The sequence below is a fragment of the Pseudomonas sp. LBUM920 genome (genome assembly GCF_003852315.1).
GTDB lineage: Bacteria > Pseudomonadota > Gammaproteobacteria > Pseudomonadales > Pseudomonadaceae > Aquipseudomonas.
The window spans coordinates 3,943,170-3,966,434 of record NZ_CP027762.1 but is presented as its reverse complement, the minus strand read 5'-3'; the positions used below and the strand labels follow the sequence as shown (position 1 = coordinate 3,966,434).

20 protein-coding genes are annotated in these 23,265 nt (G+C 59.4%); 7 read left to right on the top strand and 13 right to left on the bottom strand.

Features of this window, described 5'->3' with window-relative positions:
- Positions 1 to 263: 263 nt before the first annotated feature.
- The 9 genes from aceA to C4J83_RS18335 all read right to left on the bottom strand — a co-directional run bounded on the left by aceA (position 264) and on the right by C4J83_RS18335 (position 10,909).
- Positions 264 to 1,589, bottom strand: coding sequence for an isocitrate lyase (gene aceA, locus C4J83_RS18375; RefSeq protein ID WP_003219577.1), 1,326 nt, complete (start codon positions 1,587 to 1,589; stop codon positions 264 to 266).
- Positions 1,590 to 2,082: 493 nt separating this feature from the next.
- Positions 2,083 to 2,820, bottom strand: coding sequence for a secretin N-terminal domain-containing protein (locus C4J83_RS18370; protein WP_124417853.1), 738 nt, complete (start codon positions 2,818 to 2,820; stop codon positions 2,083 to 2,085).
- A gap of 230 nt (positions 2,821 to 3,050) precedes the next feature.
- Entirely contained in the window at positions 3,051 to 3,473 is a 423-nt protein-coding gene (locus C4J83_RS18365; protein WP_124417852.1) for a GNAT family N-acetyltransferase, read from the bottom strand.
- Complete coding sequence (locus C4J83_RS18360; RefSeq protein ID WP_124417851.1) at positions 3,466 to 4,632, bottom strand: ribosomal protein uL16 3-hydroxylase; 1,167 nt, start codon at positions 4,630 to 4,632, stop codon at positions 3,466 to 3,468. Before C4J83_RS18360 ends, C4J83_RS18365 begins: the two co-directional genes overlap by 8 nt.
- An 84-nt stretch (positions 4,633 to 4,716) precedes the next feature.
- A complete protein-coding gene (gene purB, locus C4J83_RS18355; protein ID WP_124417850.1) occupies positions 4,717 to 6,087 on the bottom strand; it encodes an adenylosuccinate lyase in 1,371 nt (456 codons plus the stop codon).
- A 124-nt stretch (positions 6,088 to 6,211) separates the two neighbouring features.
- Entirely contained in the window at positions 6,212 to 6,835 is a 624-nt protein-coding gene (gene hflD, locus C4J83_RS18350; protein ID WP_046068637.1) for a high frequency lysogenization protein HflD, read from the bottom strand.
- On the bottom strand, positions 6,832 to 7,956 hold the full coding sequence (gene mnmA, locus C4J83_RS18345) for a tRNA 2-thiouridine(34) synthase MnmA (protein WP_124417849.1): 1,125 nt from the start codon (positions 7,954 to 7,956) through the stop codon (positions 6,832 to 6,834). The genes hflD and mnmA overlap by 4 nt, the downstream gene beginning before the upstream one ends.
- A 59-nt stretch (positions 7,957 to 8,015) precedes the next feature.
- On the bottom strand, positions 8,016 to 8,462 hold the full coding sequence (locus C4J83_RS18340; protein ID WP_124417848.1) for an NUDIX hydrolase: 447 nt from the start codon (positions 8,460 to 8,462) through the stop codon (positions 8,016 to 8,018).
- Between the two features lie 221 nt (positions 8,463 to 8,683).
- Complete coding sequence (locus C4J83_RS18335) at positions 8,684 to 10,909, bottom strand: NADP-dependent isocitrate dehydrogenase (protein WP_124417847.1); 2,226 nt, start codon at positions 10,907 to 10,909, stop codon at positions 8,684 to 8,686.
- Between the two features lie 493 nt (positions 10,910 to 11,402).
- On the opposite strand from C4J83_RS18335, the gene icd reads away from it, so the two are divergent.
- Complete coding sequence (gene icd / locus C4J83_RS18330; protein WP_028616796.1) at positions 11,403 to 12,659, top strand: NADP-dependent isocitrate dehydrogenase; 1,257 nt, start codon at positions 11,403 to 11,405, stop codon at positions 12,657 to 12,659.
- A gap of 78 nt (positions 12,660 to 12,737) precedes the next feature.
- On the opposite strand, the gene cspD is transcribed toward icd, so the two are convergent.
- Positions 12,738 to 13,049: a cold shock domain-containing protein CspD gene (gene cspD, locus C4J83_RS18325; RefSeq protein WP_119736261.1), complete on the bottom strand. Its 312-nt coding sequence runs from the start codon at positions 13,047 to 13,049 to the stop codon at positions 12,738 to 12,740.
- 223 nt (positions 13,050 to 13,272) lie between these two features.
- Between cspD and clpS the strand changes: the two genes are divergently transcribed.
- Together clpS and clpA are read left to right on the top strand one after the other, a co-directional pair.
- A complete protein-coding gene (gene clpS / locus C4J83_RS18320; RefSeq protein WP_005789091.1) occupies positions 13,273 to 13,641 on the top strand; it encodes an ATP-dependent Clp protease adapter ClpS in 369 nt (122 codons plus the stop codon).
- Between the two features lie 29 nt (positions 13,642 to 13,670).
- Positions 13,671 to 15,941, top strand: a complete 2,271-nt coding sequence (gene clpA, locus C4J83_RS18315; RefSeq protein WP_106579861.1) for an ATP-dependent Clp protease ATP-binding subunit ClpA — start codon at positions 13,671 to 13,673, stop codon at positions 15,939 to 15,941.
- A gap of 239 nt (positions 15,942 to 16,180) precedes the next feature.
- Here clpA and infA read toward each other — a convergent pair whose 3' ends face one another.
- The 3 genes from infA to aat all read right to left on the bottom strand — a co-directional run bounded on the left by infA (position 16,181) and on the right by aat (position 17,944).
- Positions 16,181 to 16,399 carry a translation initiation factor IF-1 gene (infA, locus tag C4J83_RS18310; RefSeq protein WP_002553999.1) on the bottom strand — a complete coding sequence of 73 codons (219 nt, stop codon included), beginning with the start codon at positions 16,397 to 16,399 and terminating at the stop codon, positions 16,181 to 16,183.
- A gap of 100 nt (positions 16,400 to 16,499) precedes the next feature.
- Complete coding sequence (locus tag C4J83_RS18305) at positions 16,500 to 17,207, bottom strand: arginyltransferase (protein WP_106579860.1); 708 nt, start codon at positions 17,205 to 17,207, stop codon at positions 16,500 to 16,502.
- Between the two features lie 56 nt (positions 17,208 to 17,263).
- Positions 17,264 to 17,944 (bottom strand): leucyl/phenylalanyl-tRNA--protein transferase, encoded by a 681-nt coding sequence (gene aat, locus C4J83_RS18300; RefSeq protein WP_119736259.1) that lies wholly within the window; start codon positions 17,942 to 17,944, stop codon positions 17,264 to 17,266.
- 498 nt (positions 17,945 to 18,442) lie between these two features.
- Between aat and C4J83_RS18295 the strand changes: the two genes are divergently transcribed.
- The 4 genes from C4J83_RS18295 to crcB are packed head-to-tail and all read left to right on the top strand — an operon-like array spanning position 18,443 to position 23,253.
- On the top strand, positions 18,443 to 20,851 hold the full coding sequence (locus C4J83_RS18295; RefSeq protein ID WP_106579858.1) for a DNA translocase FtsK: 2,409 nt from the start codon (positions 18,443 to 18,445) through the stop codon (positions 20,849 to 20,851).
- A 54-nt stretch (positions 20,852 to 20,905) separates the two neighbouring features.
- A complete protein-coding gene (lolA, locus tag C4J83_RS18290) occupies positions 20,906 to 21,529 on the top strand; it encodes an outer membrane lipoprotein periplasmic chaperone LolA (RefSeq protein ID WP_106579857.1) in 624 nt (207 codons plus the stop codon).
- Positions 21,530 to 21,556: 27 nt separating this feature from the next.
- The gene (locus C4J83_RS18285) at positions 21,557 to 22,879 is read left to right on the top strand and encodes a replication-associated recombination protein A (protein ID WP_106579856.1); all 1,323 of its coding nucleotides are present in this window, start codon (positions 21,557 to 21,559) and stop codon (positions 22,877 to 22,879) included.
- Positions 22,879 to 23,253, top strand: coding sequence for a fluoride efflux transporter CrcB (gene crcB, locus C4J83_RS18280; protein WP_124417846.1), 375 nt, complete (start codon positions 22,879 to 22,881; stop codon positions 23,251 to 23,253). Before C4J83_RS18285 ends, crcB begins: the two co-directional genes overlap by 1 nt.
- Positions 23,254 to 23,265 lie beyond the last annotated feature (12 nt).

Below are 23,265 nucleotides of genomic sequence, written 5' to 3'. Positions count from 1 at the left end.
CCGTTAAACCACGCTGGCCGGAGTGAGGGCACACCGAGCCTAGGCGAGGTGCCGAGTGGTGGGGCAAGGGCGTTTTGCTTACTTTTGCGCTGTTCAAAAGTGAGCCGCTGTAAGAGCGGAACCAATAGAGGTCATCACCCAAATAACGGATATACACCCATTTCAGAGACGCAAAAAAAACGCCCCGAACCAGTCGGGGCGTCAGATCGTGCGGCAATGCGGTTAGGTCTTCCATGAGGCCGCAGTGGCCGTGTACTCGCTACTTAGTGGAACTGCTCTTCTTCTGTCGAGCCGGTCAACGCGGTCACGGACGAGGTGCCGCCCTGAATCACGGTGGTCATGTCGTCGAAGTAGCCGGTGCCCACTTCCTGCTGGTGCGCCACAAAGGTGTAGCCCTTGGCGGCGTCAGCGAATTCCTGTTCCTGCAGCTTCACGTAGGCGGTCATGTCGTTGCGGGCGTAGTCGTGCGCCAGGTTGAACATGCTGTGCCACATGTTGTGAATGCCGGCCAGGGTGATGAACTGGTGCTTGTAACCCATGGCGGACAGCTCGCGCTGGAACTTGGCGATGGTCGCGTCGTCCAGGTTCTTCTTCCAGTTGAAAGAAGGCGAGCAGTTGTAGGACAGCAGTTGGTCCGGGTATTCCTTCTTGATCGCTTCGGCAAAGCGGCGAGCTTCGTCCAGGTCCGGCTTGGCGGTTTCGCACCAGATCAGGTCGGCGTACGGCGCGTAGGCCAGGCCACGGGCGATCGCCTGGTCGAGACCGGCGCGCACTTTATAGAAGCCTTCCTGAGTCCGTTCGCCGGTTACGAATGGCTGGTCGTACGGGTCGCAATCGGACGTCAGCAGGTCGGCGGCGTTAGCGTCGGTACGGGCCAGGATGATGGTCGGGGTGCCAGCAACGTCAGCAGCCAAACGAGCAGCAGTCAGCTTTTGTACGGCTTCCTGAGTCGGAACCAATACCTTGCCGCCCATGTGGCCGCATTTCTTCACAGATGCCAACTGGTCTTCGAAGTGCACGCCCGCAGCGCCAGCCTCGATCATGCTCTTCATCAGCTCGTAGGCGTTGAGTACGCCGCCGAAACCGGCTTCAGCGTCCGCCACGATCGGGGCGAAGTAATCGATGTAGCCTTCATCGCCCGGGCCTTTACCGGCTTTCCACTGGATCTGGTCGGCGCGGCGGAACGAGTTGTTGATGCGCTTGACCACGGTGGGTACCGAGTCCACCGGGTACAGCGATTGGTCGGGGTACATGGATTCAGCGGAGTTGTTGTCCGCTGCCACTTGCCAGCCGGACAGGTAGATCGCCTGGATACCGGCTTTCACCTGTTGGACTGCCTGGCCGCCAGTAAGGGCGCCCATGCAGTTGACGAAATCTTTTTCGGGACGGAAGGACGGCTTGGCACCCTGGGTGACCAGCTTCCACAGCTTCTCGGCGCCGAGTTTTGCAAAGGTGTGCTCAGGTTGAACCGAGCCACGCAGGCGGACGACGTCAGCAGCGGAATAAGCGCGGGTTACGCCTTTCCAGCGTGGGTTTTCAGCCCAGTCTTTTTCAAGGGCTGCAATTTGCTGTTCGCGTGTCAGTGCCATGGGGGAAAACCTCGTCGCATAGGTCTAGGTGGAAAATTCCATTTGCCAGCCACGTACTCAGTGCGTGGTGATGGCTGCTCGCTGACCAGAAGCTTGGCGGTCAAGCCGGGTTTGGCGGGGAGGGCGACGGGATGAACGAGTGGCTCAGGGGGGAATTGAGCAGGTAAGGGCGAACTGTGAACGGTCTTCGGGCATCGTGGGCCTTGGTACGATTCGTCAGTGTGTAGCCGGGTTACCTGGTTAGCTTCCGTCCCTCGGGACAACTTCGTTCCAGTCGCAACCTCGTCAAACACACCTTGTGGGCGGTACAGACACGAATCGGCTCAGGTGGGTAGCTTAGAGCGGCGATCCGAAGGCCCTTGCCAGGGCCCCTGATTAGCGGGAGCGAGGCCATCATGCACAGGCTTTTTTGGATCGTCAAATGTTTTGTAGTGCTTTTTTTAAAGCACTACATCTTTAGTCCAAGGCGACTCATCAGTCAGTTTTTGGTGCTTTAGTTCAAGGTGTCGACCTTGACCCGTAAAGTCAGGTCATCACGGCCTTGAGTAGAGTAATTGCGGGTTGTAGAGGATTTGTCGGCCTGGGTCTCTCGGTTGATGCCGGCCAGGGGGATCCACTCGCCCAACCTGCCGCTGACAGTTGTGTCGGTACTTTGAACGTTCACTACATCGGGACGTTCCTGGCTCATGCGGTCACGGTTGGTACTGATGGCCAGGTGCACGGTCTCGCCGGTGACGCTGGCGGTGACGTAAAAGCCTTGGGTGACGTTGCGATACTGCGTCTGGTTTTGCGGGCGGCCGTAGGCGTCGGGCTCAGTAGTGGTCAGCGGTACGCTCTGGCCAACCTGGATCAAAGCGGGCACGCCCTCACTGGCCTGAATCTGCTGGATGCCGCCGTCGCGACTGGCAGTGCCGTAGCTGATGATGCGCGTTTGGCTGTCACCGGTGTTTTGCTGGTTGTTTTCATTGGTGTCGACGGTAATCAGCAGGCGCTTGGCGGGTGTGTCCAGCTGCGCGAGCAGCGCGCGCAGGTCTTCGATCTTGCCAGGGTCGGCTTTAACGATGAGCTGGTTGCCGTAGGCGCTGACGGTGCCGTCCTTGCCGATGAAGTTCTGCGCCACCGGCAGCAGGTCGGCGCTGGTGCGATTGTTCAGGTTGACGACTGCGGTGTCGGCCACGGCTGAGACGCTGGCGGTCAGGAGGAGGGCGGTGAGCAGGGTGCGTAGGGACATGTCCGTTATCTCTGCGAGTCATTTAGCGTGATAGTGCCAGTTTGTCGGCCTGGCGGGTCGCAAGTTGAATCGTAGACGGCAAAATGCCCTGGCATGGCAGGGCATTTTTGGGTGTTGCTGAAATTGTCTTCGCGAGCAAGCCCGCTCCCACATTCGACCGCATTCCAAAGGATCTACTTGGTCAAGTGTGGGAGCGGGCTTGCTCGCGAAGGGAGCGACTGGGTTTTGGATCAGCCCTCGCGCACCATGTCCACGTGCGGAATCCCGACTTCAAGAAACTCATCGCTGACAATCTTGAACCCCAGCCGCTCATAAAACGGCGCCGCATACACCTGCGCGCTGAGGAACTGTTTGGTCTGGCCACGCTTCTCGGCCATGCCAATCACGGCTTCCATCAGCTTGTCGCCAACCTTCAGGCCGCGCCAGTCCTTGAGCACCGATACGCGCCCGATCTCGCCGCTGGGCAGCAGGCGCGCAGTGCCAATCGGAAAATCGCCTTCGAACGCCAGAAAATGCACGGCGTCGGCGTCGTCCGCGTCCCACTCAAGTTCCGGTGGAACCGATTGTTCAGCGATAAACACCGCTTCACGAATGCGCCGTATCTCAGCGATATCCTTTTGCCAGTCCGCGACACTTACGTGAATCTTATTCATCGGCAAATCCCAGGCTTCCTTGCTTGACCAATTCGCACAGCAGGTCGCGACCGTCTTCGTCCGCGAGCCACTCGCCGAGGTTTTCGCTGTGCAGGGCGTCGGCCGAGCACACCAGCTTCAACAGTTCGCGCAGTTTGCCGGGCAGGTAACGGCTCTGGCCGCTGGCGAACAGCAGTACATCGTCATCGACTTCCGACCACGCCATGCGCGCGCTTGGGTTGCGCACCAGGATCGCGCCGCCTTCCAGGCTGTTGACGAAGTCCTCTTCGCCCAATTCTTCGCCCGCCACCAGTTCAGGGTAGCGCGGCTCGGTCATGAACTGGCCAAACCAGGTCAGCAGCATGCGTTCGTCGCTCATGTGCTCGGCCAGCAGGCTCTTCAGGCGGTCCAGCGCGTCACCCTGGATCTGGTGCGGGTCGCTTGCCGGCTGAGCGTCGGCGTCGGTGTAACGCTCCTCGTCTGTCAGGTATTGGCTGAGGAAGTCGGTGAAGTGGGTCAGGACTTCAGCGGCACTTGGCGCGCGAAAGCCTACCGAATAGGTCATGCAGTCATCTTCGGCGATACCGAAGTGCGCCAGGCGCGGCGGCAGGTAGAGCATGTCACCCGGTTCCAGCACCCATTCTTCGCTTTGTTCGAACTCGGCGAGGATGCGCAGGTCGGCATGCTGCAGCAGCGGGCTTTCGGAGTTGCACATCTGGCCGATTTTCCAGTTGCGCTTGCCTTGGGCTTGCAGCAGGAACACGTCGTAGTTATCGAAGTGCGGGCCAACGCTGCCGCCAGGTGCGGCAAAGCTGATCATCACATCGTCGATACGCCAGCTTGGCAGGAAGCGGAAGTGCTCCAGCAACTCGGCGACTTCCGGCACGAACTGATCGACGGCCTGCACCAGCAGGGTCCACTCACGCTCGGGCAGGGTGCTGAAGGCGTCTTCGGCGAATGGGCCGCGACGCAGTTCCCACGGACGCTCGCCGTGTTCGATCACCAGGCGCGATTCAACTTCTTCTTCCAGGGCTAAGCCGGCCAGTTCGTCGGCGTCGATCGGGCTTTCGAAATCAGGGATGGCCTGACGGATAAGCAACGGTTTTTTCTGCCAGTAGTCGCGCAGGAATTCGCGTGCCGTAATGCCGCCCAGAAGTTGAAGAGGAATATCAGGATTCATGTGTAACCTATTGAAAAAAAGCACTTTTAAGACAGGAATAAAAACGCCCGGCGCGGCCGGGCGTCTCAAGAGACCTTGCGCGAATCAGATGCGCTTGGCTTGGGCCGCCGCGTTGCCGATGTAGTTGGCCGGGGTGAGCAGTTTCAGCTCGGCCTTGGCGGCGGCTGGCATATCCAGGCCATCGATGAAAGTTTGCAGCGCCTCGGGGCTGATGCCCTTGCCGCGCGTCAATTCTTTGAGCTTCTCGTAAGGGTTTTCGATGTTGTAGCGACGCATCACCGTCTGGATCGGCTCGGCCAACACTTCCCAGCACGCGTCCAGGTCAGCGGCGATTTTCTGCTCGTTGAGCTCAAGCTTGCTGATGCCCTTGAGGCTGGCTTCGTACGCGATCACGCTGTGGGCGAAGCCCACGCCGAGGTTGCGCAGTACGGTGGAGTCGGTCAGGTCGCGCTGCCAGCGGGAGATCGGCAACTTGCTGGCCAGGTGCTGGAACAGGGCGTTGGCGATGCCGAGGTTGCCTTCGGAGTTTTCGAAGTCGATCGGGTTGACCTTGTGCGGCATGGTCGAGGAACCGATTTCACCGGCAATGGTGCGCTGCTTGAAGTAGCCCAGGGAGATGTAGCCCCAGATATCGCGGTCGAAGTCGATCAGGATGGTGTTGAAGCGCGCAATCGCGTCGAACAGTTCGGCGATATAGTCGTGCGGTTCGATCTGCGTGGTGTACGGGTTGAAGCCCAGGCCCAGCTCGTCTTCGATGAACGCGCGGGCATTTTCTTCCCAGTCGATTTCCGGGTAGGCAGAGAGGTGGGCGTTGTAGTTGCCCACGGCGCCGTTGATTTTGCCCAGCAGCGGTACGGCGGCGACTTGAGCGATCTGACGCTCCAGGCGGTACACCACGTTGGCCAGTTCTTTACCCAGCGTGGTCGGCGAAGCCGGCTGACCGTGGGTGCGCGACAGCATCGGCACGTCGGCAAAACGGATCGCCAGCTCGCGGATGGCGTTGGCGGTCTGGCGCATCAGCGGCAGCATCACGTCATCACGGCCTTCGCGCAGCATCAGGGCGTGGGACAGGTTGTTGATGTCCTCGCTGGTGCAGGCAAAGTGGATGAACTCGCTGACCTTGGCCAGTTCCGGCAGCTTGGCCGCTTGCTCTTTAAGCAGGTATTCGATGGCTTTAACGTCGTGGTTGGTGGTGCGCTCGATCTCTTTCACACGCTCGGCGTGCTCCAGAGCGAAGTTTTCCGCCAGGGCGTTCAGCACCGCGTTGGCTTCGGCGGAGAACGCCGGCACTTCGCTGATGCCAGGGTGAGCGGCCAGGCGCTGGAGCCAGCGCACTTCAACCAGAACACGAGCACGGATCAAGCCGTATTCGCTGAAAATAGGGCGCAGGGCCTGGGTTTTGCCGGCGTAGCGGCCGTCAACAGGGGAAACCGCAGTGAGCGAAGAAAGCTGCATGGGGTGTTCTCGGACAGTCGGGCAACGAAATGGGGCGCGTATCATACATGAAAAAATCCGCCGGTCCGTTGCCAACTGACCGGCGTATTACGCGTGAGGCGATAAAAATCCTGGTTGCTGCGACTTATTCGTTGCGCATCAACGGGTAAAGCTCTTTGAGCAATTTGCGTCGGCTGATCACCAGCTGCCAGCGATGACCACCCAACTGGCGCCACAACCGTGCCGAACGGATACCGGCCAGGAGCAGGGCGCGGATTTTCGAGGCGTTGTTCGGTTGCTGCAGGTTACGCATGTCGCCGTGCACCTGGATGCGTTGGCGCAAGGTGCTCAAGGTGTCCTGGTACAGCGCACCGCAGGCTGCGATCACGTTTTCGTGGGCCGGGCCAAAGTGCTCGACTTGGGATTGGATCTGCGGCAGGCGCTTGCCGATGGTCTCGAGCATGTCGTCACGCTTGGCCAATTGGCGCTCAAGGCCGAGCATCGACAGGGCGTAGCGCAGGGGTTCGCGCTGCAAGGTGCTCGGGTCGCGCTCCAGCGCGCCGATCAGCGCGCGATAGCCTTCGCGCAGCGCCAGGTCGTCGCCACCATAGACTTCCAGGGTGTCCTTGGGGTCGCGGATCAGCAGGCTGCCAAGCATGCAGGTCAGGCCTGCCTCGGTGACCTGGCCGGTCTTGGCGATCTTGTCGACCAGTACCGCAGCGAGGAAAACCCCGCCGAGTGCAGTCAATTGCTCCTGGGTCGGGCTCATGCCGGGTTGCTCCAGGGTTCGGCAACTTCAATCACACCGCCCCCCAGGCAAATTTCGCCGTCATAAAACACCACGGACTGGCCAGGCGTGACCGCGCGTTGCGGGTCATCGAACGTGGCGCGATAGCCACTGGCAGTCTTTTCCAGGGTGCAAGGCTGGTCGCTCTGGCGATAGCGCACCTTGGCGGTCAGGCGGCGCGGCGTGCTCAAGTCGATCGGGTTGACCCAATAGATCTCCGAGGCCAGCAGCGCACCCGAGAACAGCAGCGGGTGTTCATTGCCCTGGCCAACGATCAGCACATTGTTTTCCAGGTCCTTGACCAGCACGTACCACGGTTCTTCACCTGCGTCTTTCAAGCCGCCGATGCCCAGGCCCTGGCGCTGGCCGATGGTGTGGTACATCAGGCCGTGGTGGCGGCCGATGACATCACCTTCGGTGGTTTTGATGTCGCCCGGTTGTGCCGGCAGGTACTGCTTGAGGAAGTCGCTGAAGCGGCGCTCGCCGATAAAGCAGATGCCGGTGGAGTCCTTTTTCTTGGCGGTAGCCAGGCCGTGTTTCTCGGCGATCTTGCGCACTTCGGGTTTTTCCAGCTCGCCCACCGGGAACAGAGTCTTGGCGATCTGTTCGCCGCCGACGGCGTGCAGGAAGTAACTCTGGTCCTTGTTCGGGTCCAGGCCTTTGAGCAGTTCGGTGCGGTTATCCACGTCGCGACGGCGCACGTAGTGGCCAGTAGCGATCAGGTCGGCGCCAAGGATCATGGCGTAGTCGAGGAACGCCTTGAACTTGATTTCGCGGTTGCACAGGATGTCCGGGTTCGGCGTGCGGCCGGCCTTGTATTCGGCCAGGAAGTGCTCGAACACGTTGTCCCAGTACTCGGCGGCGAAATTGGCGGTGTGCAACTTGATGCCGATCTTGTCGCACACGGCCTGGGCGTCCGCGAGGTCGTCCATGGCGGTGCAATATTCCGTTCCATCGTCTTCTTCCCAGTTCTTCATGAACAGGCCTTCCACCTCATAACCCTGCTCCATGAGCAGAACGGCGGAAACGGAAGAATCCACGCCGCCGGACATACCGACGATGACGCGCTTCTTTTGTGTGTCAGAAGGGGCTGGATCACGCATAGGATTTCAACGGGTGTCTTTAAAAAGGACGCGATTCTAGCAGGCTCGCGTCCGCAAGGCTAAAGAGAAGGGCGGATCAGTTCCAGACTGTGGCGCTGGCCGCTCAAATAATCATCGATGCAACGGATGATCAACTCGCTGCGCCAGTCGTCGCGCAGGGCCATCAGCTCGTCGCGGGTCAGCCAGCGGGCGCGGACGATGCCGTCGTCGAGTTGATAGTCCGGGTGATGTTTCAGCGCCTTGGCGGTGAAGCAGACGCGCTGGTAGGTCACCCCATTGCTGGGCGCGGTGTACAGGTAGATCCCGACAATGCCGGTGGCCTCGACGTCCCAGCCGGTTTCTTCGAGGGTTTCGCGAACGGCGGCTTCAGTCAGGGTTTCGTTTGGGTCCAGATGGCCGGCGGGCTGGTTGAGCACGGCGCGGCCGCCTTTGAGTTCCTCGACCATCAGGAAGCGGCCGTTGTCTTCGACGAGGGTGGCGACGGTGATGTGGGGTTGCCAGGTCATGGGAGGCCTCGATTAAAGATATGACGCGGTGTTTGGGCGCGATGGCGGTCAGTGTAAGAGGGGGGCTTGCCCCCGATGACGGTGTATCGGTTACCAATAGCTCGACTGATCCATCGCTATCGGGGGCGAGCCCCCTCCCACATGTGATCCGGTTTCTTGCGTTGAACGGTAGAAACAGAAACCCCGGCACGGGGCCGGGGCTTCTTTGCATCCTTACAACCTTACTTCAACTTGGCAATGGCCGCGTTGAGGGTGTTGCTTGGGCGCATGGCTTTGCTGGTCAGCTCTGGGTTCGGCGAGTAGTAGCCGCCGATGTCCACTGGCTTGCCCTGTACGGCGTTCAGCTCGGCAACGATGGTCGCCTCGTTGTCGCTCAGGGTTTTGGCCAGTTCGCCGAACTGCGCTTGCAGTGCAGTGTCTTCGGTCTGGGCGGCCAGGGCTTGAGCCCAGTACAGCGCCAGGTAGAAGTGGCTGCCGCGGTTGTCGATGTTGCCGACTTTGCGCGATGGCGACTTGTTGTTGTCGAGGAACTGGCCAGTGGCCTGGTCCAGGGTCTTGGACAGCACCAGGGCTTTCGGGTTGTTGTAAGTGACACCCAAATGCTCAAGCGACGCTGCCAGGGCCAGGAACTCGCCCAGGGAATCCCAGCGCAGGAAGTTCTCTTCAACCAGCTGCTGCACGTGTTTCGGAGCCGAACCGCCGGCGCCGGTTTCGAACAGGCCACCGCCGTTCATCAGCGGCACGATCGACAGCATCTTGGCGCTGGTGCCCAGTTCCATGATCGGGAACAGGTCGGTCAGGTAGTCGCGCAGTACGTTGCCGGTCACCGAGATGGTGTCCAGGCCCTTGCGGGTGCGCTCCAGGGTGAACTTCATCGCGTCGACAGGCGACATGATGCGGATGTCCAGGCCGTCGGTGTTGTGGTCTTTCAGGTAGGCCTGAACTTTCTCGACCACCACGCCGTCGTGAGCACGCTTAGGGTCCAGCCAGAAAATCGCCGGGGTGTTGCTGGCGCGGGCACGGTTGACGGCCAGTTTGACCCAGTCCTGGATCGGCGCGTCTTTGGTCTGGCACATGCGGAAGATGTCGCCGGCTTCAACAGCCTGTTCCATCAGCAGGTTGCCCTTGCTGTCGCTGACGCGGACAACGCCGTCAGCCTTGATCTGGAAAGTCTTGTCGTGGGAGCCGTACTCTTCGGCTTTCTTCGCCATCAGGCCAACGTTTGGCACGCTGCCCATGGTGGTTGGGTCGAAAGCGCCATTGGCCTTGCAGTCTTCGATGACGGCTTGGTAGATGGTGGCGTAGCAGCGATCCGGGATCACCGCCTTGGTGTCGTGCAACTGGCCGTCGGTGCCCCACATCTTGCCGGAGTCACGGATCATGGCCGGCATCGAGGCGTCGACGATGACGTCGCTCGGCACGTGCAGGTTGGTGATGCCTTTGTCGGAGTTGACCATCGCCAGCGATGGGCGAGCGGCGTAGACCGCCTGAATGTCAGCTTCGATCTGCGCCTGTTGCTCGGCAGGCAGGGCCTTGATGCGAGCGTACAGGTCGCCGATGCCGTTGTTCAGGTTGAAGCCGATCTGTTCCAGCACGGCAGCGTGCTTGGTCAGGGCGTCTTTGTAGAACTCGGCAACGATCTGGCCGAACATGATCGGGTCGGAGACCTTCATCATGGTGGCTTTGAGGTGAACCGACAGCAGCACGCCTTGTTTCTTGGCATCTTCGATTTCGGCGGCGATGAACGCGCGCAGGGCTTTTTTGCTCAGCACGGCGGTATCAATGATTTCGCCGGCTTGTACCGAAGTCTTTTCTTTCAGCACGGTGGCGGTGCCGTCTTTGGCAACCAGCTCGATCTTCACCGCGTCAGCGGCTTCGATCTGTACGGCTTTTTCGCTGCCGTAGAAGTCGCCGTTGCTCATGTGAGCGACGTGCGACTTGGAGTCTGCAGCCCAGGCGCCCATTTTGTGCGGGTGCTTGCGTGCGTAGTTCTTGACCGACAGCGGCGCGCGGCGGTCAGAGTTGCCTTCGCGCAGTACCGGGTTCACGGCGCTGCCCTTGACCTTGTCGTAACGTGCACGGGTTTCTTTTTCCGCGTCGGTGGTTACGGTTTCCGGGTAGTCCGGCAGGGCGTAGCCCTGGGCCTGCAGCTCCTTGATCGCAGCTTGCAGCTGCGGGGTCGAGGCGCTGATGTTAGGCAGCTTGATGATGTTGGCTTCAGGCGTAACGGCCAGGTCGCCCAGTTCGGCGAGGTGGTCCGGGATAGCCTTGGTGCCCAGTTGCTCGGGGAAGCTTGCGAGGATGCGCGCGGCGAGGGAAATGTCGCGGGTTTCCACGGCAATATCAGCGGAAGCGGTGAAGGCCTCTACGATAGGCAGCAATGAATAGGTGGCGAGGGCTGGGGCTTCGTCGGTGAAGGTGTAGATGATCTTCGAGCGGGTGGGCATATTCGGATTAACTCTCTTCTTTGCTGAAAGCGTGCGCAGAAACTCGAGATGCGCCGGGTGGAGCGCGTTCGTTCAAAGTCATCCATGAGCGAAATGTCGAGGTTTCTTCGCGGTGATGTTGGGTTGCATCAGTCGAGCGTCAAGCGGGTGGACTATTGTAATAGTCCTGCTTTCTGGCTGAAGGCTACTGTCTAGAGCGGTCAGCTGTCGTGACTCTTGGGTCAGCGGCGGCATTATACATAGGTCGCTATGCTTACGCCGAGCCTTCATACAAAAGGTGCGTCGTCCATTGGTCTAAAGGTCGCAGGTTGCCAGGTGCTACTAACGTCGTACGATGTGCTCAAGATTGGCGATTTTGCCTTTGCTTTCAGGCTTGTAGGCGACCAAATATGCTGTTTTCGATGCAAATGAGCGTGGCGTGAGGTTTCAGTCGCCCTATATCTGGAGTAGGCTCGAACGCAGCCAGATGTTCAATCCATAGATGGAGTTCAGCATGGGATACAAGAAGATTCAGGTTCCGGCAGTCGGCGACAAAATCACCGTCAATGCAGACCATTCTCTCAATGTTCCTGACCAACCGATCATCCCTTATATAGAAGGCGACGGTATTGGCGTCGACATCAGCCCAGTGATGATCAAGGTGGTCGACGCCGCTGTTGAAAAGGCTTACGGCGGCAAGCGCAAAATCTCCTGGATGGAGGTTTACGCCGGCGAGAAAGCCACTCAAGTCTACGATCAGGACACCTGGCTGCCCCAGGAAACCCTGGATGCGGTCAAGGATTACGTGGTGTCCATCAAAGGGCCCCTGACCACGCCGGTCGGCGGTGGCATTCGTTCGTTGAACGTGGCCCTGCGTCAACAACTCGACCTGTATGTGTGCCTGCGCCCGGTGCGCTGGTTTGAAGGGGTGCCCAGCCCGGTCAAGAAGCCTGGCGATGTGGATATGACGATCTTTCGTGAGAACTCCGAAGATATTTACGCCGGCATCGAGTGGAAGGCCGGCTCGCCGGAAGCGATCAAGGTGATCAAGTTTCTCAAGGAAGAAATGGGCGTCACCAAGATCCGCTTCGACCAGGATTGCGGGATTGGCGTCAAGCCGGTCTCTAAAGAGGGCACCAAACGTCTGGCGCGTAAGGCCCTGCAATATGTGGTGGATAACGACCGTGATTCGCTGACCATCGTGCACAAAGGCAACATCATGAAGTTCACCGAGGGCGCCTTCAAGGAGTGGGCCTACGAAGTGGCCGCTGAAGAATTTGGTGCGACGTTGCTCGACGGCGGGCCGTGGATGCAGTTCAAAAACCCGAAAACCGGCAAGAACGTGGTGGTCAAGGACGCCATCGCCGATGCGATGCTTCAGCAAATTTTGCTGCGTCCGGCCGAATATGACGTGATCGCGACCCTCAACCTGAACGGTGACTACCTTTCCGATGCCCTGGCGGCGGAAGTAGGGGGGATTGGTATTGCGCCGGGGGCCAACCTCTCCGATACCGTGGCGATGTTCGAGGCCACCCACGGCACGGCGCCCAAGTATGCGGGCAAGGACCAGGTCAACCCGGGCTCATTGATTCTGTCGGCGGAAATGATGCTGCGCCATATGGGCTGGACCGAAGCGGCCGACTTGATCATCAAGGGCACCAATGGTGCGATTTCGGCCAAGACCGTGACCTATGACTTCGAGCGCTTGATGGACGGCGCGACGCTGGTGTCGTCATCGGGCTTTGGTGATGCGTTGATTTCGCATATGTAAATTACGCGCCATAAAAAACCGGCCATTCTGAAGTCTCGGAATGGCCGGTTTTTTTGAGGCACTTGCTGAAAAAACTGATCAGGCCGTTTGCTTCTTTTTCGATTGAGTGGGCTGATCTGTCTTGAGCTTCTTTTCGTGCATTTCTTCAGGTGGCAGCGCCTCTGTTTGTGCCTCAGCCGCCGAGATTGCAACGGCGTGCAGTCCCTTGGGCCCCTGAATGGTTTCAAATGTCACTGCTTGGCCCGCTTTCAGCGTCTTGTACCCGTCCATGGTAATCGCTGAATAATGCGCAAAGAGATCTTCTTCGGGTTTTCCTTCTGCATTTATGAAACCGTAGCCTTTGGCATTGTTAAACCATTTGACCTTGCCATTGATCTTGACGCCAGACATACCATATCCCTCTGCACCAGACTCCATCACTGGAGTATCATCCAGTTTATCCGTCCTAACCCGAATAAATAAGGTTGACTGCGCGGACCTTTTTTACCCACTGTGGGCTCTATTGGTTGTAACACTGATTCGCCGATAGTCAAGGCGACCATTGGGTCAGAGTTGAAATTCTGACAGGTCGCCCCCATCACTGTACTTGAACCACTGACGAACCTTTCTTTCCATGCATGCAAACAGCCAGATTCGACTAACATTCAATCAGGATCGCCCGGATCAGGAACATGACGACGACGGTTCTGCGGGCATTGCTGTTCAGGAAGCGAAGCCTGCCTTACAGGCGCCGCCGATGTACAAGGTGGTTTTGTTCAATGATGACTACACACCGATGGATTTCGTGGTCGAAGTACTCGAGGTGTTTTTTAACCTGAACCGCGAGTTGGCGACCAAGGTAATGCTGGCCGTTCACACAGAAGGACGGGCAGTATGTGGAGTGTTTACCCGCGACATCGCCGAGACAAAGGCCATGCAGGTCAACCAGTACGCCAGGGAAAGCCAGCATCCGCTACTCTGTGAAATCGAGAAGGACGGTTAACGCCGACCACTTGGGTATGAGGTGAAGCTATGTTAAACCGCGAGCTCGAAGTCACCCTTAATCTTGCCTTCAAGGAGGCCCGTTCGAAGCGTCATGAATTCATGACCGTCGAGCACCTGCTGCTGGCACTTTTGGATAACGAAGCTGCCGCCACCGTTCTACGTGCGTGCGGCGCCAACCTCGACAAACTCAAGCATGACCTGCAGGAGTTTATCGACTCCACTACGCCACTGATCCCCGTGCATGACGAGGACCGCGAAACCCAGCCAACCCTGGGCTTCCAGCGGGTCTTGCAGCGTGCGGTATTCCACGTCCAGAGCTCCGGCAAGCGTGAAGTCACAGGCGCCAATGTGCTTGTGGCTATCTTCAGCGAACAGGAAAGCCAGGCAGTGTTTCTGCTCAAGCAGCAGAGCGTTGCGCGTATTGATGTCGTCAACTACATCGCCCACGGTATCTCCAAAGTGCCAGGGCACGGCGATCATTCCGAGGGTGAGCAGGATATGCAGGACGACGAGGGCGGTGAGTCTTCTTCTTCAAGCAACCCGCTGGATGCCTATGCCAGCAACCTCAACGAGTTGGCGCGCCAGGGGCGGATCGACCCGCTGGTGGGCCGCGAGCTTGAAGTTGAGCGCGTAGCGCAGATCCTCGCGCGTCGTCGCAAAAACAACCCATTGCTGGTGGGCGAGGCGGGCGTGGGTAAAACCGCGATTGCTGAAGGCCTGGCCAAGCGAATTGTCGATAACCAGGTGCCTGACCTGCTGGCCAACAGTGTCGTCTACTCCCTTGACCTGGGCGCGTTGCTCGCCGGGACCAAGTACCGTGGCGACTTCGAGAAGCGCTTCAAGGCGCTGCTCGGTGAGCTGAAAAAGCGCCCGCAAGCCATCCTGTTTATCGATGAGATCCACACCATCATTGGTGCCGGTGCGGCTTCCGGTGGGGTGATGGACGCCTCCAACCTGCTCAAACCGTTGCTGTCGTCGGGTGATATCCGTTGCATCGGTTCGACCACGTTCCAGGAATTTCGCGGGATCTTCGAGAAAGACCGTGCCTTGGCGCGTCGCTTCCAGAAAGTCGACGTGTCCGAGCCTTCGGTTGAAGACACTATCGGCATCCTGCGCGGGCTCAAGGGGCGTTTCGAAGCGCACCATGGCATCGAGTACACCGATGAGGCGCTGCGCGCAGCGGCTGAACTGGCGTCGCGCTACATCAATGACCGGCATATGCCGGATAAAGCCATCGACGTGATCGACGAAGCGGGTGCCTACCAGCGCCTGCAACCTGTCGAGAAGCGCGTGAAGCGCATCGACGTGCCTCAGGTTGAGGATATCGTGGCGAAGATCGCGCGGATTCCGCCAAAACACGTCACCAGCTCCGACAAGGAGCTGCTGCGTAACCTGGAGCGTGACCTCAAGCTCACCGTGTTCGGCCAGGACGCGGCCATCGACTCGCTGTCTACCGCGATCAAGCTGTCGCGTGCGGGCCTCAAGTCGCCGGACAAGCCGGTCGGTTCGTTCCTGTTCGCAGGCCCTACCGGCGTCGGCAAGACCGAGGCGGCGCGGCAGTTGGCCAAGGCCATGGGCATTGAGCTGGTGCGCTTTGACATGTCCGAATACATGGAGCGCCACACGGTGTCGCGCCTGATCGGTGCGCCTCCAGGCTACGTCGGTTTCGACCAGGGCGGTCTGTTGACCGAGGCGATCACCAAGCAGCCGCATTGTGTGTTGCTGCTCGATGAAATCGAGAAGGCCCACCCGGAAGTCTTCAACCTGCTGCTGCAGGTGATGGATCACGGGACCCTGACTGATAACAACGGGCGCAAGGCGGACTTCCGCAACGTGATCGTGATCATGACCACCAACGCCGGTGCTGAAACCGCTGCGCGGGCTTCGATAGGCTTTACGCATCAGGATCACTCCTCTGATGCGATGGAAGTGATCAAGAAAAGCTTCACGCCGGAATTCCGCAACCGCCTGGACACCATTATCCAGTTTGGTCGCCTCAGCCATGAGGTCATCAAAAGCGTGGTGGACAAGTTCCTTACCGAGCTTCAAGCGCAGTTGGAAGACAAGCGCGTGCAGTTGGATGTAACGGACGCGGCACGCAATTGGCTGGCGGAGGGTGGTTACGATGCGGCAATGGGCGCTCGCCCAATGGCACGTCTGATCCAGGACAAGATCAAGCGGCCACTGGCCGAAGAGATCCTGTTCGGCGAGCTTTCCGACCATGGCGGCGTGGTGCATATCGATCTGAAGGACGGCGAGCTGACCTTCGATTTCGAAACCACGGCCGAAATGGCCTGATATCGCTGACCGCAACAAAGCAAAAAGGCGCCCAAGGGCGCCTTTTTGCTGTCTGTCTCAAACGCTGAGGATCAATTGTGGGAGCTGGCTCGCCTGCGATCGGATAGATCAGTCAGCGACGTGCTTACTGTGATTACGCTATCGGCGGTAAGCCAACTCCCTTATTAATCTCGCGCGTCTGGATAGACAGCGCACACACAAAAACGCCCGGCAGAACCGGGCGTTTTGTATTGACTTGATTAACGAGCGCGGTAAGTGATGCGCCCTTTGCTCAAGTCATAGGGCGTCAGCTCAACGCGCACCTTGTCACCGGTAAGAATACGAATGTAGTTCTTGCGCATCTTGCCGGAGATATGCGCGGTTACGACGTGCCCATTTTCCAACTCCACACGAAACATGGTGTTGGGCAGGGTGTCGACGACAGTGCCTTCCATTTCGAAGCTGTCTTCTTTCGACATGCAGTAAAGCCCTCGGTATCCAGTGAATGGCCCGGTGCAACTGCGCCAGGCAAAAGCGGCGTGCATTGTGCCCGAAAAAGGGTGTTTAAGCCAAGGGGTTCTAGTTAAGCGTGACCCATCTTTGATTAATAAGTAGCTCAATGGGCCGATATTGGGTCTTGTAGTTCATCTTTTTGCAGTTTTTTATCCAGTAACCGAGGTACACCGCCTCCAGTTCCAGACGCAAGGCTTCGCCGATTTGCCACAAAATTGCAAAGCGTCCCAGGCTGCGACGTTCTTCGCCTGGCTCGTAGAACGTATACACCGCCGACAGGCCGTTGGGCAGCAGATCGGTCACGGCCACCGCCAGCAGGCGTCCGTCCAGGCGAAACTCATAGAACCGAGAAAACGGCAGGTCGCGCACCAGGAACGTCGAAAACTGATCGCGACTGGGTGGGAACATGTCACCGTCGGCATGGCGTTGTTCGATGTAGCGCTGGTAGAGGTCGAAATATTCTTCGCTGTACTGAGGCTTGGTGGCAGTGACCGTCAGGTCGGCATTGCGCTTGAGGATGCGTTTCTGGTTACGGTCCGGCAAAAACTGCGCAGCCGGGATGCGTGCCGGTACGCAAGCATTGCAGTTCTGGCAATGGGGGCGGTACAGGTGATCGCCGCTGCGCCGAAAACCCATCTCTGACAGGTCGGCGTATACGTGCACGTCCATTGGCTGGCTGGGGTCGAGGAACAGCGTGGTGGCCTGCTCGTCGGGCAGATAGCTGCAAGAGTGGGCTTGAGTGGCATAAAACTTCAAGCGCGCCAGCTCGGTCATGATCAACCCTCGGGATAAGCTTTGAAATAAGTGTAAGCCACGTGTGAGGAAGTCGCCTAGGAAACCCACGGTCCAGAGCTGGGTTGGTCCAAATGGTTACGCAGGAAGGCCGCGAAATCACTGCGCGGTATGGCGCGCGCGCCAAGGCTGTGCAAGTGGTCATTGGGCATCTGGCAGTCGATCAGCACAAAACCCCAGGCCTGCAACTGCCGGGTCAGGGTGGCGAAACCGAATTTCGACGCGTTGTCGGCACGGCTGAACATGGACTCGCCAAAGAACAGTTGGCCCATCGCCAGCCCATACAGACCGCCAACCAGTTCGCCCCCATCCCACACTTCCACCGAGTGTGCGTAGCCGCGCTGGTGCAGCTCCAGGTAGGCGTTCTGGATGCCCTCGGTGATCCAGGTGCCATCGGCGTAGCTGCGCGGTGCGGCGCACGCCTGGATGACGGCAGCGAAGTCCTGGTCGAACGTCACGCTGTAACGCTGCTGACGCAGCAGTTTGCCGAGGCTGCGCGAGACATGCAGTTCGTCGGGGAATATCACGGTGCGCGGGTCGGGTGACCACCAAAGAATCGGTTGCCCTTGCGAGAACCATGGAAAGCAGCCATGCCGGTAAGCCTGGATCAGGCGTTCGGCCGACAGGTCGCCACCGGCGGCAAGCAGGCCATTGGGTTCGCGCATGGCCTTGGCCAGCGGCGGAAAAGTCAGGGAGTCGCGTTGTAACCAGGTCAGCATGGCATCCAGGCTTACGGAAGGGGAGGGGAGTGGCAGGCGGGTTGCCGGCCGCAGCAACGGTGATTATTGTCGACACAGCGCTGTGGGGCCAGCCCGAATCGGGTATCGGCGAGGATTAGCGTGAGCGCGTGTTTCTGCAACTCTGTGCCCGAGTCGCGGTCGTAATCGGGTCCAGACAATGCAGGCCATTTGCCAAGCTTGCCTGGATTGCTAAAAACAGCTCATAAGCCTTTGTCAGCAAAGACAATGCATGCTCAAATTGAACATGCTGTGACACTTCATTTGTCTATGCTGCTCAGTGATGGGCAAGGGCGTGGCATCGCGGGCGCAAACCCGTACAATGCGGCCATTGTGGCGTTATCGCCATTTCACCCTTTCATCACCCAGTGTTAAAAGTAGATTCAGCGACGTTCGTTCATTTTTCAGCCGCTCGGATTGAGCGGTAGTGTGCAGTCATTCAACAGATGGACGCGCTAAAGGCGCAGGAAAAGACCCGTTTTGAAGAAATCCGCCGCAACACCTAAAGCAGCAGTCGTGCCGGCCTGGCGCCAGCACCTGCACTACCGACTCAAGGAAGGGGCGCTGATCGCCATCGGCGCCCTGTGCCTGTTCCTGATGATGGCCTTGCTGACCTATGGCAAGGACGATCCAGGCTGGAGCCACAACAGCAAGATCGAAGACGTGCAGAACTTCGGTGGACCTGCCGGTTCCTACAGCGCCGACATTCTGTTCATGGTGCTGGGTTACTTCGCGTACATCTTCCCGTTGTTGCTGGCGATCAAGACCTGGCAGATCTTCCGCCAGCGCCACGAGCCGTGGCAGTGGAGCGGCTGGCTGTTCTCCTGGCGTTTGATCGGCCTGGTGTTTCTGGTGCTGTCCGGTGCGGCCCTGGCGCACATCCACTTTCATGCGCCCACCGGTTTGCCGGCGGGCGCGGGCGGTGCGCTGGGCGAGAGCCTTGGCGACCTGGCGCGCAAGAGCCTGAATATCCAGGGCAGCACCTTGATGTTCATCGCGCTGTTCCTGTTCGGCCTGACGGTGTTCACCGACCTGTCGTGGTTCAAGGTGATGGACGTCACCGGCAAGATCACCCTCGACCTGCTCGAATTGTTCCAGGGTGCGGCCAACCGCTGGTGGTCGGCGCGCGTTGATCGCAAACGCATGGTTGCACAGCTGCGCGAGGTGGACACCCGCGTCAACGAAGTGGTGGCCCCAAGCACACCGGACCGACGCGAACAGGCCAAGGTCAAGGAGCGCCTGATCGAGCGCGAGCAGGCACTGAGCAAGCACATGTCGGACCGCGAGAAGCAGGTGCCGCCGGTGATCGCCCCAGCGCCGCCCAAGGCTCCCGAGCCGAGCCATCGCGTACAGAAAGAGAAACAGGCGCCGTTGTTTATCGACAGCGCCGTGGAAGGCACCTTGCCGCCGATCTCGATTCTCGACCCGGCCGAAAAGAAACAACTCAATTATTCCCCGGAGTCCCTGGCGGCCGTCGGCCATCTGCTGGAAATCAAACTCAAGGAATTCGGCGTCGAAGTTTCCGTCGACTCGATCCACCCGGGCCCGGTTATTACCCGTTACGAAATCCAGCCCGCCGCCGGCGTCAAGGTCAGCCGCATTTCCAACCTGGCCAAAGACTTGGCCCGCTCCCTAGCGGTGACCAGTGTGCGTGTGGTGGAAGTGATCCCCGGCAAGACCACCGTGGGCATCGAGATTCCCAATGAAGACCGGCAGATCGTGCGCTTCTCCGAAGTGCTGTCGACGCCGGAATACGACAACTTCAAATCGCCGGTCACCTTGGCCCTGGGCCATGACATCGGCGGCAAGCCGGTGATCACCGACCTGGCGAAAATGCCGCACTTGCTGGTGGCCGGTACCACCGGTTCCGGTAAATCGGTGGGCGTGAACGCGATGATCCTGTCGATCCTGTTCAAATCTGGCCCGGATGACGCCAAGCTGATCATGATCGACCCGAAGATGTTGGAATTGTCGATCTACGAAGGCATTCCGCACCTGCTCTGCCCGGTGGTCACCGACATGAAGGACGCCGCCAACGCCTTGCGCTGGAGCGTGGCCGAGATGGAGCGCCGCTACAAACTGATGGCGAAGATGGGCGTACGAAACCTGTCGGGCTTCAACGCCAAGGTCAAGGAAGCCCAGGACGCCGGCACGCCGCTGACCGACCCACTGTACAAGCGCGAAAATATCCACGACGAAGCGCCGCTGCTGACCAAGCTGCCGACCATCGTGGTCGTGGTCGACGAGTTTGCCGACATGATGATGATCGTCGGCAAGAAGGTTGAAGAGCTGATCGCACGTATCGCTCAGAAAGCCCGGGCGGCCGGTATTCACTTGATCCTGGCGACCCAACGGCCATCGGTGGACGTGATCACGGGTCTGATCAAGGCCAACATCCCGACGCGCATGGCGTTCCAGGTTTCCAGCAAAATCGACTCGCGCACCATCATCGACCAAGGCGGCGCCGAGCAACTGTTGGGTCACGGTGACATGCTCTACATGCCGCCCGGCACAAGCCTGCCGATCCGGGTTCACGGCGCGTTCGTTTCCGACGACGAAGTACACCGCGTGGTGGAAGCCTGGAAACTGCGCGGCGCCCCGGAATACAACGACGACATCCTCGCCGGTGTCGAAGAGGCCGGCAGCGGCTTCGACGGTGGCAGCAGCGGTGGTGACGACGACGCCGAAACCGACGCGCTGTACGACGAAGCCGTGGCGTTCGTGCTTGAAAGCCGCCGTGCCTCGATCTCTGCGGTGCAGCGCAAACTGAAAATCGGCTACAACCGCGCCGCCCGCATGATCGAAGCCATGGAAAACGCTGGCGTCGTGACCGCAATGAACACCAACGGCTCGCGCGAAGTCATCGCCCCCGGGCAGATGCGCGACTGATCTCGTGCCGCGTGGCAGCACGCGGCTCGCCTTAACGACTCAATGAGGACTCCCATGCGTCTTATCCGCATGCTGTTGTTGCCGGCCCTGGCCCTGACTGCTGTTTCGGCCCACGCTGATCCGGCCTCCGTGGCCAGCCTGACCAACCTGTTGGACAAATCCAAGACCCTGACGGCGCGCTTCTCCCAGCTGACCCTGGATGGTGGCGGCACCCAGTTGCAGGAAACCGCCGGTGAGATGGCTGTACAGCGCCCGGGCCTGTTCTACTGGAAAACCGACGCGCCGAACGAGCAGACCATCGTCTCCGACGGCCAGAAAGTCACCTTGTGGGACCCGGACCTGGAGCAGGCGACCATCAAAAAGCTCGACCCGCGTTTGAACCAGACCCCGGCGCTGCTGCTGTCGGGCGATGTGTCGAAAATCAGCGACAGTTTTGATATCACCTCCAAGCAAACCAGCAACGTGATTGAGTTCACCCTCAAGCCCAAGTCCAAGGACACGCTGTTTGACAGCCTGCAACTGTCGTTTGGCAATGGCGTGATCAACAACATGCGCCTGATCGACAGCGTTGGTCAGCGCACCGATATCCTGTTCTCCGCGGTCAAGGCCAACGGCGTCGTGGATGCTTCCAAGTTCAAGTTCGTCATCCCCAAGGGTGCCGACGTGATCCAGGAATAAACTGTTTAGAGGTTTCAAGCGCTGCCCATGGATTTGTTTCGAAGTGACCCGATTGCTCAACCCTTGGCCGCGCGTTTGCGTTCGACCAACCTGGACGAGTACGTCGGGCAAGAACACCTGCTCGCTCGCGGCAAGCCATTGCGCGAAGCCCTGGAGCAGGGTGCGCTGCACTCGATGATTTTCTGGGGGCCGCCAGGCGTGGGTAAAACCACCCTGGCGCGCTTGCTGGCGAAGGTCTCGGATGCGCACTTCGAAACGGTTTCGGCGGTGTTGGCCGGGGTCAAGGAGATCCGTCAGGCGGTTGAGGTGGCCAAGCAGCAGGCCGGGCAATACGGCAAGCGCACCATCCTGTTCGTTGATGAGGTGCACCGCTTCAACAAGTCGCAGCAGGATGCGTTTTTGCCGTATGTCGAAGACGGCACGCTGATTTTTATCGGCGCCACCACCGAAAACCCGTCGTTTGAACTCAACAACGCATTGCTGTCGCGGGCGCGGGTCTATGTGCTCAAGAGCCTGGACGAAGCCGCGATGCGCAAGCTGTTGCAGCGTGCATTGAGCGAAGACAAGGGCTTGGGCAAACGCCAGCTCAGCCTCAGCGACGAAGGCTTCAAGATTTTGATGAGCGCCGCCGATGGCGACGGTCGGCGCTTTCTCAACCTGCTGGAGAACGCGTCGGATCTGGCCGAGGACCACAGCGAGATCGGCGTCGACCTCCTGCAGAGCCTGCTGGGCGACACTCGCCGGCGCTTCGACAAGGGGGGCGAAGCCTTTTACGACCAGATCTCGGCGCTGCACAAATCCGTACGCGGCTCCAACCCCGACGGCGCGCTGTACTGGTTTGCGCGCATGATCGACGGCGGCTGCGACCCGCTGTACCTGGCGCGCCGTGTGGTGCGCATGGCCAGCGAAGACATCGGCAATGCCGACCCGCGCGCGCTGAGCCTGTGCCTCGCCGCCTGGGAAGTGCAGGAGCGCCTCGGCAGCCCGGAAGGCGAGTTGGCGGTGGCGCAGGCCATCACTTACTTGGCCTGCGCTCCCAAGAGCAACGCCGTTTACATGGGCTTCAAGTCGGCCCTGCGCGCTGCGGCCGAACACGGCTCGCTGGAAGTGCCGTTGCACCTGCGCAACGCCCCGACCAAGCTGATGAAACAACTGGGCTACGGTGACGAATACCGCTATGCCCATGACGAGCCGGACGCCTACGCCGCCGGTGAAGACTATTTTCCCGATGAGCTTGAGCCGCAGCCGTTCTACCAGCCGGTGCCCCGTGGGCTGGAGCTGAAGATTGGTGAAAAGCTCAATCACCTCGCCCAACTCGATCGCCTCAGCCCCAAACAGCGGAGAAAGTAGTGCTCAAGACCATTCTTGCCGTGTCCGTAGCCGGCATCGCTGGTACATTATTGCGTTTCGCCGCCGGTACGTGGGTGAGCGCCAACTGGCCCAAGCATTTTTATGCGGCGACCCTGGCGGTCAACCTGGTGGGCTGCTTGATCATCGGGCTGTTGTACGGCTGGTTCCTGTTGCGCCCGGAAGTGCCGATTGAGATTCGCGCCGGCTTGATTGTCGGCTTTGTAGGCGGTCTGACGACCTTTTCATCCTTTTCACTGGATACGCTGCGCCTGCTGGAAAGCGGGCAAGCCCTGGTCGCCTTCGGCTACTTGGGCATCAGCGTGTTCGGCGGGCTGCTCGCCACCTGGGCTGGCCTGTCCTTGACCAAACTTTGATAACGAGAGACC

Coding starts and splice junctions, on each gene's coding strand:
- aceA (WP_003219577.1), bottom strand. CDS start 1,589: ATGGCACTGACACGCGAACAGCAAATTGCAGCCCTTGAAAAAGACTGG.
- C4J83_RS18370 (WP_124417853.1), bottom strand. CDS start 2,820: ATGTCCCTACGCACCCTGCTCACCGCCCTCCTCCTGACCGCCAGCGTC.
- C4J83_RS18365 (WP_124417852.1), bottom strand. CDS start 3,473: ATGAATAAGATTCACGTAAGTGTCGCGGACTGGCAAAAGGATATCGCT.
- C4J83_RS18360 (WP_124417851.1), bottom strand. CDS start 4,632: ATGAATCCTGATATTCCTCTTCAACTTCTGGGCGGCATTACGGCACGC.
- purB (WP_124417850.1), bottom strand. CDS start 6,087: ATGCAGCTTTCTTCGCTCACTGCGGTTTCCCCTGTTGACGGCCGCTAC.
- hflD (WP_046068637.1), bottom strand. CDS start 6,835: ATGAGCCCGACCCAGGAGCAATTGACTGCACTCGGCGGGGTTTTCCTC.
- mnmA (WP_124417849.1), bottom strand. CDS start 7,956: ATGCGTGATCCAGCCCCTTCTGACACACAAAAGAAGCGCGTCATCGTC.
- C4J83_RS18340 (WP_124417848.1), bottom strand. CDS start 8,462: ATGACCTGGCAACCCCACATCACCGTCGCCACCCTCGTCGAAGACAAC.
- C4J83_RS18335 (WP_124417847.1), bottom strand. CDS start 10,909: ATGCCCACCCGCTCGAAGATCATCTACACCTTCACCGACGAAGCCCCA.
- icd (WP_028616796.1), top strand. CDS start 11,403: ATGGGATACAAGAAGATTCAGGTTCCGGCAGTCGGCGACAAAATCACC.
- cspD (WP_119736261.1), bottom strand. CDS start 13,049: ATGTCTGGCGTCAAGATCAATGGCAAGGTCAAATGGTTTAACAATGCC.
- clpS (WP_005789091.1), top strand. CDS start 13,273: ATGCATGCAAACAGCCAGATTCGACTAACATTCAATCAGGATCGCCCG.
- clpA (WP_106579861.1), top strand. CDS start 13,671: ATGTTAAACCGCGAGCTCGAAGTCACCCTTAATCTTGCCTTCAAGGAG.
- infA (WP_002553999.1), bottom strand. CDS start 16,399: ATGTCGAAAGAAGACAGCTTCGAAATGGAAGGCACTGTCGTCGACACC.
- C4J83_RS18305 (WP_106579860.1), bottom strand. CDS start 17,207: ATGACCGAGCTGGCGCGCTTGAAGTTTTATGCCACTCAAGCCCACTCT.
- aat (WP_119736259.1), bottom strand. CDS start 17,944: ATGCTGACCTGGTTACAACGCGACTCCCTGACTTTTCCGCCGCTGGCC.
- lolA (WP_106579857.1), top strand. CDS start 20,906: ATGCGTCTTATCCGCATGCTGTTGTTGCCGGCCCTGGCCCTGACTGCT.
- C4J83_RS18285 (WP_106579856.1), top strand. CDS start 21,557: ATGGATTTGTTTCGAAGTGACCCGATTGCTCAACCCTTGGCCGCGCGT.